Origin of the sequence: Shewanella submarina (genome assembly GCF_042646185.1) — a bacterium.
Lineage (GTDB): Bacteria > Pseudomonadota > Gammaproteobacteria > Enterobacterales > Shewanellaceae > Shewanella > Shewanella corallii.
The window spans coordinates 459934-475675 of sequence record NZ_JBHRTD010000006.1 but is presented as its reverse complement, the minus strand read 5'-3'; the positions used below and the strand labels follow the sequence as shown (position 1 = coordinate 475675).

At 52.0% G+C, this 15742-nt stretch carries 15 protein-coding genes; 8 read left to right on the top strand and 7 right to left on the bottom strand.

From position 1 onward, the window contains the following. Positions 1-270 precede the first annotated feature (270 nt). Positions 271-1416 (top strand): putative sulfate/molybdate transporter, encoded by a 1146-nt coding sequence (locus tag ACFOE0_RS05110; RefSeq protein WP_248935172.1) that lies wholly within the window; start codon positions 271-273, stop codon positions 1414-1416. Between the two features lie 47 nt (positions 1417-1463). Here ACFOE0_RS05110 and ACFOE0_RS05105 read toward each other — a convergent pair whose 3' ends face one another. Next, a complete protein-coding gene (locus ACFOE0_RS05105) occupies positions 1464-1712 on the bottom strand; it encodes a hypothetical protein (protein ID WP_248935173.1) in 249 nt (82 codons plus the stop codon). Between the two features lie 110 nt (positions 1713-1822). Here ACFOE0_RS05105 and ACFOE0_RS05100 point away from each other — a divergent pair, with 110 nt between their 5' ends. Further along, a complete protein-coding gene (locus ACFOE0_RS05100) occupies positions 1823-2074 on the top strand; it encodes a hypothetical protein (protein ID WP_248935174.1) in 252 nt (83 codons plus the stop codon). Positions 2075-2101: 27 nt separating this feature from the next. On the opposite strand, the gene ACFOE0_RS05095 is transcribed toward ACFOE0_RS05100, so the two are convergent. Beyond that, complete coding sequence (locus ACFOE0_RS05095; RefSeq protein ID WP_248935175.1) at positions 2102-2356, bottom strand: hypothetical protein; 255 nt, start codon at positions 2354-2356, stop codon at positions 2102-2104. Positions 2357-2744: 388 nt separating this feature from the next. On the opposite strand from ACFOE0_RS05095, the gene ACFOE0_RS05090 reads away from it, so the two are divergent. Further along, positions 2745-3620 carry a winged helix-turn-helix domain-containing protein gene (locus ACFOE0_RS05090; protein WP_248935176.1) on the top strand — a complete coding sequence of 292 codons (876 nt, stop codon included), beginning with the start codon at positions 2745-2747 and terminating at the stop codon, positions 3618-3620. 75 nt (positions 3621-3695) lie between these two features. Here ACFOE0_RS05090 and ACFOE0_RS05085 read toward each other — a convergent pair whose 3' ends face one another. Next, positions 3696-3923, bottom strand: coding sequence for a hypothetical protein (locus ACFOE0_RS05085; RefSeq protein ID WP_248935177.1), 228 nt, complete (start codon positions 3921-3923; stop codon positions 3696-3698). A 578-nt stretch (positions 3924-4501) separates the two neighbouring features. After that, positions 4502-5356, bottom strand: coding sequence for a LysR family transcriptional regulator (locus tag ACFOE0_RS05080; protein ID WP_248935178.1), 855 nt, complete (start codon positions 5354-5356; stop codon positions 4502-4504). Positions 5357-5634: 278 nt separating this feature from the next. Between ACFOE0_RS05080 and ACFOE0_RS05075 the strand changes: the two genes are divergently transcribed. From ACFOE0_RS05075 to pcaF, 5 genes are read left to right on the top strand one after another with little or no spacing between them, the layout of a single operon-like run. Beyond that, complete coding sequence (locus ACFOE0_RS05075; protein WP_248935179.1) at positions 5635-7248, top strand: hypothetical protein; 1614 nt, start codon at positions 5635-5637, stop codon at positions 7246-7248. A gap of 15 nt (positions 7249-7263) precedes the next feature. Further along, positions 7264-7974, top strand: coding sequence for a 3-oxoacid CoA-transferase subunit A (locus tag ACFOE0_RS05070; RefSeq protein ID WP_248935180.1), 711 nt, complete (start codon positions 7264-7266; stop codon positions 7972-7974). Continuing rightward, positions 7971-8651: a 3-oxoacid CoA-transferase subunit B gene (locus ACFOE0_RS05065; protein ID WP_248935181.1), complete on the top strand. Its 681-nt coding sequence runs from the start codon at positions 7971-7973 to the stop codon at positions 8649-8651. Before ACFOE0_RS05070 ends, ACFOE0_RS05065 begins: the two co-directional genes overlap by 4 nt. Then, entirely contained in the window at positions 8648-9982 is a 1335-nt protein-coding gene (locus ACFOE0_RS05060; RefSeq protein WP_248935182.1) for an aspartate aminotransferase family protein, read from the top strand. Before ACFOE0_RS05065 ends, ACFOE0_RS05060 begins: the two co-directional genes overlap by 4 nt. Continuing rightward, positions 9975-11174: a 3-oxoadipyl-CoA thiolase gene (pcaF, locus tag ACFOE0_RS05055; RefSeq protein ID WP_248935183.1), complete on the top strand. Its 1200-nt coding sequence runs from the start codon at positions 9975-9977 to the stop codon at positions 11172-11174. Before ACFOE0_RS05060 ends, pcaF begins: the two co-directional genes overlap by 8 nt. A 55-nt stretch (positions 11175-11229) precedes the next feature. On the opposite strand, the gene gcvP is transcribed toward pcaF, so the two are convergent. From gcvP to gcvT, 3 genes are all read right to left on the bottom strand, one after another. Continuing rightward, positions 11230-14121, bottom strand: coding sequence for an aminomethyl-transferring glycine dehydrogenase (gene gcvP, locus ACFOE0_RS05050; RefSeq protein WP_248935184.1), 2892 nt, complete (start codon positions 14119-14121; stop codon positions 11230-11232). A gap of 98 nt (positions 14122-14219) precedes the next feature. Further along, a complete protein-coding gene (gene gcvH / locus ACFOE0_RS05045) occupies positions 14220-14609 on the bottom strand; it encodes a glycine cleavage system protein GcvH (RefSeq protein ID WP_115135906.1) in 390 nt (129 codons plus the stop codon). Between the two features lie 27 nt (positions 14610-14636). Then, the gene (gene gcvT / locus ACFOE0_RS05040) at positions 14637-15731 is read right to left on the bottom strand and encodes a glycine cleavage system aminomethyltransferase GcvT (protein WP_248935185.1); all 1095 of its coding nucleotides are present in this window, start codon (positions 15729-15731) and stop codon (positions 14637-14639) included. Positions 15732-15742: the final 11 nt, after the last annotated feature.

Sequence of the window (15742 nt, the reverse complement as noted above, 5' to 3'; positions counted from 1 at the left end):
CAAGTTTTTGATCAGGTCTTTATAAACTGGCACCAGAGACGGGTTTGAGGGCAATAAACAGGAGAGAGAAAGTCTAAAATCAGCGGATTCAGACGGGATGAAATTGAGGGCAAAGCTGGCCAGAACTCAGGCTAATTAGTGCGCTTTGGGTCAAACTGTCCAGCCAAGAGGTCAGTTGGGGGCGGAATCACTCCCTTTAGCCCGAAAATTCCCATAAAAAACTGGCACCGGAATTGCTCTGAGGGGTTAACTATCATTCCGGCAATCTATATGCACTCCAACGCTTCATCTGTAAAACCCGCTCAACCTTTGTTAGCCGAGAGCTGCGGCGCTTTTGCCGATCTGGGCACCTTTTTGCCACTGGTGCTCGGACTTATCGCGCTCAACCAATTTAATGCACCGGGGATCTTCCTGGGCTTTGGCCTGTTTGCTCTGCTGTCTGCAGCCGTTTACGGCCGTCCTGTTGCCACTCAACCTATGAAAGTGATTGCGGCGCTGGTGATCAGCCTGGAACTGACCCCGGGTATGATGCAGGCCAGTGCCATGATGATGGGTATGATTCTGCTGCTCCTCGCCTTCAGTGGTGCCATAGGCTGGTTGGCCAAACAGTTGTCTCAGGCTGTCAGTGTTGGTATTCAACTGGCCATTGGTCTGCAGTTGCTGTGGCTGGGCTTTGGCATGATGAATGAAACCCTGTGGCTGGGTCTGACTGCCTTTGCGCTGCTGTTCGCCAGCCGCTGGTTGCCCATGACCTACCTGATGATGCCGGGCGTACTGGCTCTGGGTATGGTTTGGCAGCATTTCGCCGGAACAGGAAGCACCATTAATGCTGCAGGCTCTTTGATGGACTTACAGTTCGGTTGGCCCAGCAATGATGAGTGGCTGAGCGCTGCCGGTTTGCTGGTACTGCCGCAGTTGGCGCTGACCCTGACCAATGCGGTAATTGCAGCCTCCGTAATAGGTAAAGAAACCTTCCCTGAAGATGCAAATAAGTTCTCACCCAAGCGCTTCGCAACAACCTCCGGATTGGCGAACCTGCTACTCTCACCATTTGGTGGCATTGCCATGTGTCACGGTGCCGGTGGCATGACGGTACAAACTCACTTCGGCGCGCGCACCTGGCGTGCCCCCGTGATTTTTGGCAGCAGCTGTCTGGCAATCGCGCTATTTTGGGGCTCAGATGTGAGTTACTGGCTGGGGATGATCCCTATGGCTGTGTTGGGTAGTTTGCTGGCTACTGCGGGGTTACAACTGGCCTGGTCAAAGCGACTGGTTGATGGCAAGCCCTACTGCATCTTTGTCATTCTCGCCACCGCCGTCACCTGCCTGGCAATCAATGCCGCGGCAGGTTTGGCCGTGGGAATTTTGCTGGAGCATGGTCGCCGTTTGGGCAGACAGGTGCCTGCCTCTAAGTAATTGTCTATACATGCCGGCTCAGCGCCCTGTGGAAAACTACTGCAGGACTACATGCACTGGGCCAGCTGTCCCTTCTTGGTTGCGGCCATCACACAGCCACGTTCTGAATCAGATGCCTGTTTGCAGCTGGCCATCAGTTCCTGGGATGATGGCGCCATATCCCCCAGCACTTTTTGGGCATGCTTCACTACCTTGTCACAATCTGACGCGGCGACGGGATCGTGCTGAGTACAACCGGTAACAGAGAGCAACATAGCTCCCAATATCAAACCTGACTGTTTGCTGTTAAACGCCATGTCTCCTCCTTGAAAGTAATCAAAATCCAAAAGCTTACCTTCATAGCTTAGACGCTCATTTTGAGTCTGTTAGACTGAGCGCCAATTCCGGGTTAAAAACATCAGATTAAATGGCAAAACCAAACAGGAAAGGACCGGTACAGACAGTGATGATCCTTTGTACTCAGTGCAAATCACCTCTGTTTAAGTATCGAAAAGGCGGCAAAGGCGCTTTGGTAAAGTGTTTTCGGGAGAGAATTGTCGAGGATTTTACTCAGAAGGTTTGTCATTGCCCCGGATGTGACCGGGAATTTGCCAGAGAAACACTGATAAGGGGCGCACCAGCCTATAAAATCATAGGCGGCAAAGCCATGATGAAATAACCAGAGCCAGCCACTTCCTGAGACTGACTAGCTGAGACACTGCGCCAATTGACGACGACTCCCTGCTGACATGAGGCAACCACGTTCTTCATCGGATGCCACCTTGCATTCTGCCATCATGGCCGCAATGCTCGGAGATTTCACTCCCTGAATGAACTTCACATGTTCGACCACAGCCGGACACTGCTCTACCGGCACCTTCTCATCCTTCCCGTGAGCAGATATCAAAATACTGACGCCAATCAATGAGGTCATTACCAGCATCGGCAACTTCACCGTCATGCTTCTGTCCTTCCATGGAAACCAAACCCATCAATAAGCCTAGACAAGAATATTCCAGCCAGCGAATCTGCCTTGAAATATTCATATCTCTTATCGAATCTACTGTCAGATCAGACCAGAAAAGAGGGGCGCGCAATAACAGCCCACTGAAAGCCACCCAAGCAACTGTAACATTATGATACAACTAAGAATCACCCAAAATTCATACGTTTGTATGCAGAGAAACCCGCAGAATAATAAATACATAGAGATGCAATTGAACAGGATTTACATTCAAAATCGAATTGACTTGCAGCTTGTAATGACGCAACACTAAAACCCCTAAGCAAAATGAACCATTAACACACTTTTGACTGACACGAATTCACCCAAAGTAACGGACTACGCCATGCCTGAACAACATCAAGCGCTGAACTTTGCAGGATTCGTAATTTCTGTAGAAACCAATCAGCTGTTTTATGAGGGTAAGGCCATCGCCATAGAATCCCGTCAGCTGAAATTGCTGGAGTTGCTGGCGATTGCGTACCCGGAAATGGTGAGCAAACAGGAGTTGATGGATATCTTGTGGCCAGAGACAGTGGTCAGTGAAGCTTCCCTCTCCAGGCTCATATCAGATACCCGCAAATTACTGGGAACTCTGGGTGCCAGAAAGGACCTGATAACCACAGTGCACAGACGGGGCTTTTGCCTCGGTGCGGAAGTACACCTAAACCAACTGAGCGAAGAGCTCTCCTCTACTTCTGAACCCAAGTCGGCAATCGCAGCTGGCTTAACTCCTGATACCAGCGACGCCGTCTTGCTGTCACGCAGATGTGTGTGGATTCTGTCGGCTATTTTATTGACCTTGCTCGGATTGATTATCTATCTGGTGGCATTTGATGACGAGCCTTCGCAAAGCAATCAGGATTATACAGGTGTCTGGCAGGTGATTTTGCAGGTACAAACCCGGGAAAGTGCACTTAACTCTGCAGGCAAGCCTGTGTGTACCGACACTCAGCAAAGATACGATGTCATGATTAACAAAAAGGATGACAGCTACTATCTGCTGCAACCTCAATTTGCAGCGCAATTGGGTCCGGATCTGAGCCAGCCCGTGACGCTTAATCTGGAATATCCTGATGCAGGGGGCTATGTCACTACAGAGATGACCATTTCGTTTACCAGCATGAATCGTATGAAGGGGCACAGCACCTGGGAATGGCGCGTAAATAAGGGGTCAAAGGTACTATGCAGCGGCGATTCCATGTTCGACGCGGTGAAATAAAAATGTAGCCTGAACCCGGTTGTGGCTTCCGGACCCCGTTCAGACCACAATAGAAACTCAATTCAACTAATTTGACTACTTGTTTTGACCGCCCTTCCCCGCCTCTATTAATGACCTCAGGGATGTTAAATGGCTGTCATCTTGCTGCGGCCCTTCGCTGCTATTGATTAAACTGTCAGCCAGCAGAAATTTGAGGTTAAGGGACTCCTGCTCAAGCTCCATCCACCAAATCCAGCCAACTACCACAACAACTGAGATCATCAGCAGCAGAGCCAGCAACAGCTTGGTCTCCAGTATCATCATTCCACTCAGCCTCCCGCAGCCTCTAAAAGGCAGCACTCTACGCCAGCACAATGTGTTTCGATTTAGAGTCCACTGACCTGGCAGGCCAGCAATCAAATAAAATTACCCTTATAGTTTTCAGTCGGTATCTGTATGCCGCTCATCACTTCACTGTGTTTTAGTTGTTCTCTTACCCGGGGGCAGCCTCACGCAATCACATCCTGATTGAGGTCAGCCATCTGTCTTCCCCGTGTTGGTGAAATCACAATGGCATGCTCCCCGTCTGAAAGACTTGAATATGATCTGAATAATCTTGAAAAAATATGATGCAGATGGTTTAGATGTTTTAGCCACTTATTTGGAGACTTACGAAGTTCTGATCAGAGTAATAGGTGGGTAAAAACAGGGAGATGTTGATTTTCTCTGTTTCTAATCAAAGATTCACAGCCGCAACAACGAATCCATTTCGAAATAACGCCCCGCCCGAAAGCAGGAATACTCCCCCAGCAGTTCTTGGTTGTAATGACTGGTTATGCAATAGGGTGAATAATGTTGACCCTGTGTGCCAATCAGGTTCACTAAGCTGAACAGGCCTTCAGCTAGCTGCGCTCCTTCTCGCCTCTTTGCTCATGACAGGCTTTTATGACCTCTTTGATGACAGGGCTTTGACGACGGTCACTGCGAACACTCAGCCCTATGGTCTGCACAATAGGGTCACACTTGATTGGCCTCAATTGGATCTCCGGGACATCACGTATCTCCTGCCAGTCAGGCAACAGCGCCGCCCCTACCCCGGCAGCCACCAAAGGCCAGGCATACTCTATGGTACGAATATTGGCTCTGGGCTGGAACTTAACCCCCTGCTCAGTCATACGTCCCTTTAATCTGTCCAGCGCCTCACAGGGGCTGCGATTAATGAATGCCAAACCATCGAGTTCCCGCAGTTCAATCAACTCCTTCTGCGCCAATGGCCAGGAGGCTGGCAGCGCCAGATAATAGCTGTCGGTCCAGACTGGAATAAACTCCTGGTGGCTATCCGCTCCAGAGGACAGTATGACTCTGGCATCACAGGGTTCGTTTGGGTCAACCAGGGTTAACTCCAGATGCTCTACCCGTTCGGTGATCGCTGTCAGCAGATGGCTCATTCGTTTTGCCCCCAAAGAGCGCATCAAACCCAGCCTCAAGGGAACGGGTGCCGGCGTATTGCTGAACAGCCCCAGTATCACCTTCTCGCCGTTTGTCATCTCCTTCACATAGGGATAAAGGCTATCTGCTGCCGCAGTAGGAAACACACCTCTGGGGTGACGGACGAACAGTTCAACACCCAGTTGCTGCTCCAGCTGGGCAATGGCAGAGGATATGGATGGCTGAGAAATAAAGCAGACCCTGGCCGCACCACTGACGCTGCCCTGCTCGTAGACAGCCTGAAAGTATTTCAGTCCCCTCAGGTCCATAATCTCTCCGTACAAATTTCACCCAAGCCATACAGCTTACATATGAGTGACAAAAAAGCCATAGACAAGACCTATAGCTGTATATCAGTAAATCATATTTCTCGAAAGACCATACAAACCGTAAGGTAAAGAAAGAAGTTTTACGCCAGTTCAGGCAGCTGAGTCATAAGCGGTACAGCACTCCTTCAAACGGGAAGCTGGCAAATAAAACCTACTTATTCCTGATGCATCCTCTCTGATGCCAGGGACTGATTATTCAAATTACAGGACGCAGAATAATGACCACCCAGACCTCAGCCCAGCGTATTGCCGTCAACCAGTACCAAGCCCCCAAGCCTCACCTGAAAGTCTCACCTGATGATGTGCAAACGCTTATCGAACGTTATGGTTACAGTGATGAAACCCGACGTATTATCGAGAATGAAAACCTGCTGCCCGCCGGCGTACTGAGTCGTTTGCACGCCTCATACCCCCAGCACTCAGGTCTGCTTGAAACCCGCCCATTCCTGTTCAGGGATAAGGCCCACTACACAGGCCTGTCAGGCTTTCGTGAGGTGTGCGCCATTCTTAAAGAAAACGGCATTGAACTTGGGGATATGGACGAGCGCGAGATGTTTGTTGAGGTATACCGTTTCCTCGCGACCCGCCATACCCTCAACTCCATTAACTGGGATAACTATCAAACCGACTCAGTATTTCAGCTGGTATTCCCCCAGCCCGGCATGATCAGCAAGCTGGACACAGATAAATATGCCTCAGCCCAAAGCCAGGACGCCCGCCACGATATCGCGGTGCAATATATGGAGAAAACCAATCCCCATGATGGTAACCAACAGCTGAACAAGCCCTGGTTTAAAAACGATGCCGGTGAAGTTGAATTCCTTGATGGCAGCCAGCACAAGTATCCGCAATGCCAGTTGGTGTTCGATAAAACCACCCAAAACTGCTTCTCTTTCTGTACCTACTGCTTCCGCCATGCTCAGGTGCGGGGCGATGAAGATATGTTTTTACAAAAGGATATTGCCCAGTTGCACGAATACCTGCGCCGCCATCCGGAAGTCACTGACCTGCTGATCACCGGTGGTGATGGAGGCTATATGCCTGTGAGTCGTCTGCGCCAGTATGTGATGCCGTTAATTGAAGACCCCACACTGCTGCATGTAAAGAATGTGCGCCTTGCTACCCGCAGTCTGACCTTCCAGCCTGAGATGATCCTGACCGATAAATACAGTGAAATGCTGGAGCTGTTCGACCTGATGCGTGACAACGGTATGCAGCTAGCCTGGATGGCACACTTCTCCACCCCCAGAGAACTGCTTAACCCAAGTACTATTGCGGCTATCCGTCGTCTGCAGCATCACGGTGTCAACATCCGCAGTCAAAGTCCAATGATGAACCACATCAGCCTGTTCACCCATGAAGATGGCAGTGTGGATATTGATAAGTCAGCACAAAGCTGGGTCGACCTGTCCACCATACTGGGGATGCTCAGTATCGGCTTCCACTCCATGTATTGTGCCCGCCCTACAGGTGAGCATCACTACTACACAGCGCCACTGGCCGACATGGGCAAGATCTTCAACAAGATCTATCGTTCACTCTCCTCCATCAATCGCCCATCCAGACATATATCCATGACAATTTCCGCCGGCAAACTGGCGATTTTGGGGACAGCTGAGGTCAATGGCGAGAAGTGCTTTGCCTTACAGTTTACCGAAGCCCGCAATATGGAGTGGATGGACAAAGTCATCCTGGCCAAATATGACGAGCAGGAAAATAAGATCGACTGCCTGACACCGCTGGATACAGACAAGTTCTTCTTTGAGGATGAGTTGGCTGACATCGAACAACAGCTGGCCGATGGCCTGGCTCAACATATGGCTGCTCACTGAGGAAGCGCACAGAAAATGATAGATAAATTTGTTGCAACTGCAGCGCAGGCCGTCGCGGATATTCGCGACGGCGCCACCGTCATGATCGGTGGCTTTGGAGAAGCCGGAAGTCCCATCGAATTGATTCATGCCCTTATCGATCAGGGAGCCAGAGACTTAACCGTTATCAACAATAATACCGGCAGTGGTCATGTGGGGTTGGCCGCCCTGATTGAAAACCGCAGAGTCAGAAAGATGATCTGCTCATTTCCCCGCACCGCCAACTCCACTGTGTTTCCCGAGCTATATCACGCCGGGGAAATTGAACTTGAGCTAGTGCCTCAGGGAACCCTGGCAGAGCGTATTCGCGCCGGAGGCGCAGGTATTCCGGCGTTTTACACTGCCACCAGTGTAGGTACGCCTCTGGCAGAAGGTAAGGAACACAGGGAGTTCGATGGCAGGGAGTATGTGATGGAGCAAGGCCTGACAGCTGATTTTGCGCTGATAAAGTGCCAGCAGGCCGATCGTATGGGCAATCTGGTTTACAACAAAACTGCCCGTAACTTCGCACCAATCATGGCCATGGCCGCCACCACCACCATAGTTCAGGCCAACCAGACCTGCGAAGCCGGAGAGCTCAATCCGGAACATATCATCACACCGGCACTCTTTGTTCAGCGTGTGGTTCATGTAGCCAACCCACAGCAGGAGTCTCAGCTTGTGGCTCAGGGGAGACAGTACCCATGACGGCAACTCAGTTTAAAGGATGGAACAGAGAGCAGATGGCTGCCCGGGCTGCCCTGGATATTCCCGACGGCAGCATAGTCAACCTGGGGATTGGCATTCCTGAAATGGTTGCCCGTTTCGTGCCTGCAGGAAGGGAAGTGCTCTATCACACAGAAAACGGTTTGCTGGGAATGGGCCCGCCTCCAGAGCCAGGACAGGAAGACCCGGAACTGATCAACGCGGGTAAGAAACCTGTCACCCTGAATCCCGGCGCCAGTTTTTTTCATCATGCCGACAGCTTCGCCATGATACGGGGTCACCATATAGATATCTGCGTACTTGGGGCCATGCAGGTCTCCGAGGACGGCGATCTGGCCAACTGGTCTACCGGTGCCAAAGATGCTGTGCCGGCAGTGGGTGGTGCCATGGATCTGGTCGCTGGAGTAAAAACTATTTATGTCATTACCCAGCACACCACCAGAGACGGTACCCCTAAAATAGTTGCTCAGTGCAGCTATCCCCTCACAGGAAAACAGGTAGTCAGCCGCGTATACACAGATCTGGCGGTACTTGAGGTCACAGATACCGGCCTTGAGGTTTTGGAGATGGCTCCCGGCCTTAAACTGGAACAACTTCAGTCTGTCACCGGCTGTAAACTTAATCCAGCGTCCAGCTTATGCGAGGGGGCAAACCAATGAGTAAAAGTGCCGCTCTGTATGACAGAGCATTAAACCTTATGCCAGGTGGTTGCAGCCGCAACACAGTGCTTAGAAAGCCTCACCCGCTATACGCAGCCAAAGGCCTTGGCTGCAGAGTCACAGATGTAGATGGCATCTCCCGGCTCGACTTTGCCAATAATATGGCGTCACTCATCCATGGCCATGCTCACCCGGCCATCACCGAAGCGGTCACCCGACAGTTATCACTTGGCACCGCCTTTACCCTGGCAACAGAGGCGGAGCTTGAATACGCGGAGCATCTGCTTGGGCGTAATCCGGACTTCGAGCAAATCAGGTTCGTGAACTCAGGAACAGAAGCGGTAATGAGCTGTTTAAAGGCAGCCAGAGCCTACACAGGGCGTCCCAAAATCGCCAAAGTGGAAGGGGCTTATCACGGCTTATATGACTATGCCGAAGTAAGCCAAACCGCATCCCCCGCCAACTGGGGGGAAAGAAGCCGCCCCGCCAGCGTACCTGTTGCCTCGGGTACCCCAAAAAGTGCATTGGATGATGTGGTGATTATCCCCTTCAATGACCTGCCAACCGCCTTGGAAATTCTGACGGAACATCAGGATGAAATAGCCTGCATATTGGTTGATCTGCTCCCCCACAGGGTGGGTCTTATCCCCGCAGATGATGAGTTTATTCAGGGACTGAGAACCTGGTGTGATCAACATGCTGCCCTGCTGGTATTCGATGAAGTGATAACCTTCAGAGGAAATATTGGCGGCGCACAGCAAAACTATTCGGCAGTACCGGACCTAACGGCCATGGGCAAGATGATAGGAGGAGGTTTTCCGGTAGGTGCATTGGCCGGTCGCCAGGAAGTGATGCAGGTGATGAACCCCCTGTCTTCACAGATGAAGTTCCCCCACTCCGGCACCTTCTCCGCCAACCCTGTGACCATGATTGCCGGCAAGACCGCAATGGAACTGTACGATACCCAGGCAGTGAAGCGGCTCAATGCCATGAATGCCAGCCTAATGGAGCAGATCAATCAGGCTATCTCACAGGCAGATATCCCGGCCTGCGTCTCCGGCGGTGGTTCCATGTTCAGAATTCACCTGAAACCCGAACTCCCCAGCAATTATCGTGAAACCTACAGTGATGCTGAAGAAACCAGAATAAGGGGCTTACTGCTTGATCATATGTTTGATAACGGCATCATGATGATCAACACCTGCTCCGGTACCCTGTCCACTGCAATGGGTCAGAACGAACTGGATCAGTTCTGCGATGTGCTGCTGCAGGGCTTTATCAAGATCAAACCCCAGCTGGATAACCCGGGAAAGGAATACCCCAATGTCTGAAGTTTATATCTGTGACGCCATACGTACTCCTATAGGCCGTTATGGCGGTAGCCTGGCTAGCGTTCGTGCCGACGATCTGGCTGCAAAACCTCTCACCGCCCTGATGAACCGAAATCCGTCCGTTGACTGGCATAAGGTCGATGATGTGATGCTGGGATGTGCCAATCAGGCCGGTGAAGACAACCGTAATATTGCCAGAATGGCGCTGCTGTTGGCAGGTATGCCCATAGAGGTTCCCGGCGTCACCCTTAATCGTCTGTGCGGCTCTGGCCTGAACGCCGTTGGAGATGCGTTCCGAGCCATTCGCAGTGGTGAAGCAGAGCTTGTAATCGCAGGTGGAGTAGAAAGCATGTCCAGGGCTCCTTACGTGATGGGCAAGGCACAAGCCGGCTTCGACCGTAATCAGCAGATGTTCGACACCACAATGGGGTGGAGATTTGTCAATCCTGCACTGGATAAACTCTATGGCACAGAGACCATGCCTCAAACTGCAGAGAACCTGGCTCGAAAGTTCGATATCAGTCGGGAGACTCAGGACGCCTTTGCCCACTGGAGTCAAAGCAAAGCCGCCATGGCGCAGGCTGATGGTCGTTTCAAAGATGAACTGATGCCGGTAGCAATTCCGGGACGAAAAGATGGCCCCTTTATGTTCGACAAAGATGAGCATCCAAGGCTCTCTTCTGTGGAAAAACTGGCAAGCCTTAAGCCGCTGTTCGAAGATGGCTCAATTACTGCGGGGAACGCTTCCGGCATCAATGATGGTGCAGCCGCCCTGCTGCTGGCGTCCAAATCTGCGGTTGAACAGTATCAGTTGACGCCCAAAGCCAGAGTACTGGGCATGCAGGTTACAGGAGTACTGCCCGGTATTATGGGAATAGGGCCGGTATCCGCCACAGCTAAACTGCTTGAACGCCTGAACCTGACCCTGGATGAGTTTGATATTCTCGAGTTCAATGAAGCCTTTGCCGCACAGGCACTGAGCTGCACCCGCCAACTGGGGCTGGCTGATGATGACCCGCGAATTAACCCCATGGGAGGTGCAATTGCACTTGGACATCCGCTGGGGATGAGCGGCGCAAGACTGGCGACAACCGCCACCTACCAATTACAGCGAACAGGGGGACGTCTGGCTCTGTGCACCATGTGTATAGGGGTTGGTCAGGGTATCGCTATGGTGTTGGAAAGCGTCTGATACGCATATAGAAAAGGCGCCCTGAGGCGCCTTTTATCATTCAAGCCGTAACCGATTAGTCTTCGTATTCGCTCATAGGTACACAGGCGCAGAACAGGTTTCTGTCGCCGTACACATCATCGATACGGTTAACCGTTGGCCAGAACTTATTGGCTTTCACCGCAGCAGATGGGAACACCGCCAATTCGCGGCTGTATGGGCGGGCATCAAATGCCGGATCCATAATATCAGCCAGGGTATGAGGCGCATTGTGCAGCGGGTTATTGTCCGCAGGCCATTCACCGCTTTCCACTTTGGCAATCTCCTGACGAATGGAGATCATGGCGTCGATAAATCTGTCCAGCTCAACCTTGGACTCTGACTCTGTCGGCTCAACCATCAAAGTACCGGCAACCGGGAAGCTCATAGTTGGCGCGTGGAAGCCGTAGTCGTTCAGACGCTTGGCGATATCCATCTCGGTAACACCGGAGGCTTCCTTCAGCGGACGCAGATCCACAATACATTCGTGGGCAATACGGTCATTGCGACCACGATACAGAATCGGATAATGCTCACCCAGACGCTTGGCCACATAGTTGGCACTCAGCATGGCGGTTTGAGTCGACTCAGTCAGACCTTTAGTCCCCAGCAGACGAATATACATCCAGCTGATTGGCAGGATACCTGCGCTGCCATATGGCGCAGCAGATACAGCACCATTGTCCTGACTTTCATCACCTGTCTTCACCACTGCGTGACCGGCAACAAATGGCGCCAAATGGGATTTAACACCGATTGGGCCCATACCTGGACCACCACCACCGTGAGGAATAGCAAAGGTCTTGTGCAGGTTCAGATGAGATACGTCAGCACCGATAAAGCCAGGCGTAGTGAGACCCACCTGAGCGTTCATGTTGGCACCGTCCAGATATACCTGACCGCCGTGCTCGTGAATGATGTCGCATATCTCACGCACAGTCTCTTCATACACACCATGGGTAGATGGGTAAGTGATCATCACACAGGACAGGCTGTCAGCCATTTCGGCCGCCTTGTTACGCAGATCTTCCAGATCCACGTTACCCTGCTTGTCACAGGCGGTAACCACGACTTTCATCCCGGCCAACTGGGCAGATGCCGGGTTGGTGCCATGGGCAGATTGAGGGATCAGACAGATATTTCTGTGACCTTCGCCGCGGGACTCATGATACTTGCGAATCGCCAGCAGACCGGCGTATTCACCCTGAGCACCTGAGTTAGGCTGCATACACACGGCATCGTAACCGGTAATATCCACCAGCCACTCAGACAGTTCACCAATCAACTGCTGGTAACCTTTCGCCTGCTCCTGTGGGCAGAATGGGTGCATATTGGCAAATTCAGGCCAGCTGACAGGGATCATCTCCACTGCAGCGTTCAGCTTCATGGTGCAGGAACCCAGAGAGATCATCGAATGGTTCAGCGCCAGATCCTTGTTCTCCAGACGCTTGATATAACGCATCATCTCAGTCTCTGAGTGATAGCTGTTAAAGGTCGGGTGAGTCAGGAACTCAGTATCACGCTTCACTGCCGCCGGAATAGTATCGACATTGGCCGCCAGCAACTCATCGTCAATCAATCCAGGCTTCAGGCCATGTCCTTCACCCACAATGACGGTAAACAGATCAGCAATATCAGCACGTGTGGTAGTTTCATCTATGCTCACACCCAGGGTGCCTTCTGCATCCTGGCGCAGGTTCATTCCAGCAGCCTGAGCACGCTTAACAACTGCGGCTGTGTCTGCCACCTTAAAGGTCAGGGTGTCGAACCAGGTGTTGTTGACCAGCTCAATGCCCTTGGCTTTCAGGCCAGTAGCCAGAATGTCAGCGAGGCGGTGAATACGACCGGCGATACGCTTCAAACCATCCGGGCCATGGTACACGGCGTAGAAAGAGGCCATATTGGCCAGCAGCACCTGAGCAGTACAGATGTTGGAGTTGGCTTTTTCGCGACGGATATGCTGCTCACGGGTCTGCATCGCCATACGCAATGCCTTGTTGCCACGGGTATCCTTGGACACACCGATAATACGGCCTGGCATGGAGCGTTTGTGCTCGTCACGGGTAACAAAGAAGGCGGCGTGAGGACCACCGAAACCCATAGGTACACCAAAGCGCTGGGCAGAGCCGAATACCACGTCGGCCCCCATGGAGCCAGGCGACTTGAGCATCACCAGCGACATGATATCGGCACCCACAGACACCACAACCTTCTTCTCATGCAGTCTGGCAATCAGATCTGTGTAATCAGTGATTTCGCCGAAACGGTTGGTGTACTGCAGCAGCGCACCAAACAGGTCATGGTTAACCGCTTCTTCAGCCGGGCCCACAACCACATCAAAACCAAAACACTCGGCGCGGGTCTTAATCACATCCAGAGTTTGCGGGAAAACGTCGTCCGCCACGAAGAAGGTGTTTGCCTTTTTGGCCTTGGAAACACGCTTGGCCAGCGCCATCGCTTCGGCGGCGGCCGTGGCTTCATCCAGCAGAGAAGCAGAGGCCAGGTCCAAACCAGTCAGGTCGATGGACAGATGTTGGAAGTTCAGAATAGCTTCCAGTCGGCCCTGGGCAATTTCCGGCTGGTATGGCGTATAAGCGGTATACCAACCTGGATTTTCGAATACGTTACGCAGGATCACATTGGGCACTTCAGTGCCGTAATAACCCATACCGATATAGTTTTTAAAGACCTGATTCTGGTCGGCCAGCTTGCGAATATAGGCCAAACCTTCCGCTTCATTGTAGGAAGGACCTACCTTCAAGCCGTCCTTGAGACGGATGGACTCAGGAACAATCTGTGCAGTCAGGTCTTCCAGAGACTCGGCGCCAACATAGGACAGCATTTCACGCTGTTGTTCGGCATCCGGCCCGATATGACGGCCAATAAATTGTTCGTGCTGCTCTAGCTGGGTCAGGGATTGTTTGGTCATGATACGCCTTGTTCTATCTTACTGCCGGCTTAAGCGCCGGTCTAAAAGGGGCACAGATACAAACAAAGCCCCCGCGGGGGCTTTGTATTGGGTACAGCTTACTCTTCGTCGATAACAGCCTGATAGGCTTCTGCATCCAGCAGGTTATCCAGCTCAGCGGCATCAGTTGGCATGACACGGAAGAACCAGCCATCACCATATGCATCACTGTTTACCAGCTCTGGAGACTCTTCCAGCGCTTCGTTTACCGCCAGTACTTCACCTGACAGAGGTGCGTAGATGTCAGATGCTGCTTTTACAGACTCTGCCACAGCACAATCTTCGCCAGCGTTGACAGTGTCACCTACTTCAGGCAGCTCAACAAACACCATATCGCCGAGCAGTTCCTGGGCGTGCTCAGTAATACCGATTGTGTAGCTGCCATCTTCCTCTTTGCGAACCCACTCGTGAGAGGATGCATACTTCAGCTCGGTTGGGATGTTGCTCATTGTTATAATTCCTTGTTCCGTTATCTCTTAGAAAGCTTGTTTTCCGTTGCGTACAAAGCAGGGAGATACCACCCTGACAGGGACTCTTTTGTTACGCACTTCGACTTCGGCAGTCTCACCAATACCCGCATCGACGCGAGCCATCGCGATAGAATAACCCAATGTCGGAGAAAAAGTACCGCTGGTGATCACGCCCTTGTGCTCTGCACCCGCGTCATCATTGAAACATACTGTCATGCCATGGCGCAGTACCCCTTTGGTCTCCATCACCAAACCGACCAGCTTGTCAGCACCCGCGGCCTTAATGGCACTCAGCGCTTCACGACCGATAAAGTCGCGCTCAGACGGTTCCCAGGCAATGGTCCAGCCCATGTTGGCTGCCAGTGGGTTAACGCTTTCGTCCATATCCTGACCATACAGGTTCATACCGGCTTCCAGACGCAGGGTATCCCTAGCACCCAGACCACAGGGACGCACACCGGCATCCAGCAATGCCTGCCACAGTGCCTCAGCCTGGGCTTCAGGTACAATAATCTCGTAACCCGCTTCACCTGTGTAACCGGTAGTGGCAATAAACAGCTCACCAGCCTGAACACCGAAGAAAGGCTTCATTCCTTCCACTGCAGCGTTCTGCTCAGCGTTGAATACCTCAGCAGCTTTGGCTTTGGCATTCGGGCCCTGGACTGCAATCATCGCCAGTTCAGGACGCTCGGTAACAGTGACATCAAAGCCTTCGGTTTGCAGAGCAATCCAGGCCAGATCTTTTTCACGGGTGGCGGAGTTCACTACGATACGGTAGAAGTCATCGTTCAGATAATAGGTAATCAAATCATCGATTACCCCGGCGTCATGGTTCAGCATGCCGCCGTACAGGGCTTTGCCGGGCACCTTGAGCTTGGCTACGTCATTAGCCAGCAGGCGCTGGAGGAAGGCTTTGGCACCGGTTCCGGTAATGTCGACTACTGTCATGTGGGACACGTCGAACATGCCTGCGTCCTGACGCACGGCGTGGTGCTCTTCGATTTGCGAGCCATAGTTCAGGGGCATATCCCAACCATGGAAATCGACCATCTTGGCACCGGATTCCAGGTGCTTGGTGTAGAGTACGGTTTTATTAGCCATTGTAATCCCTT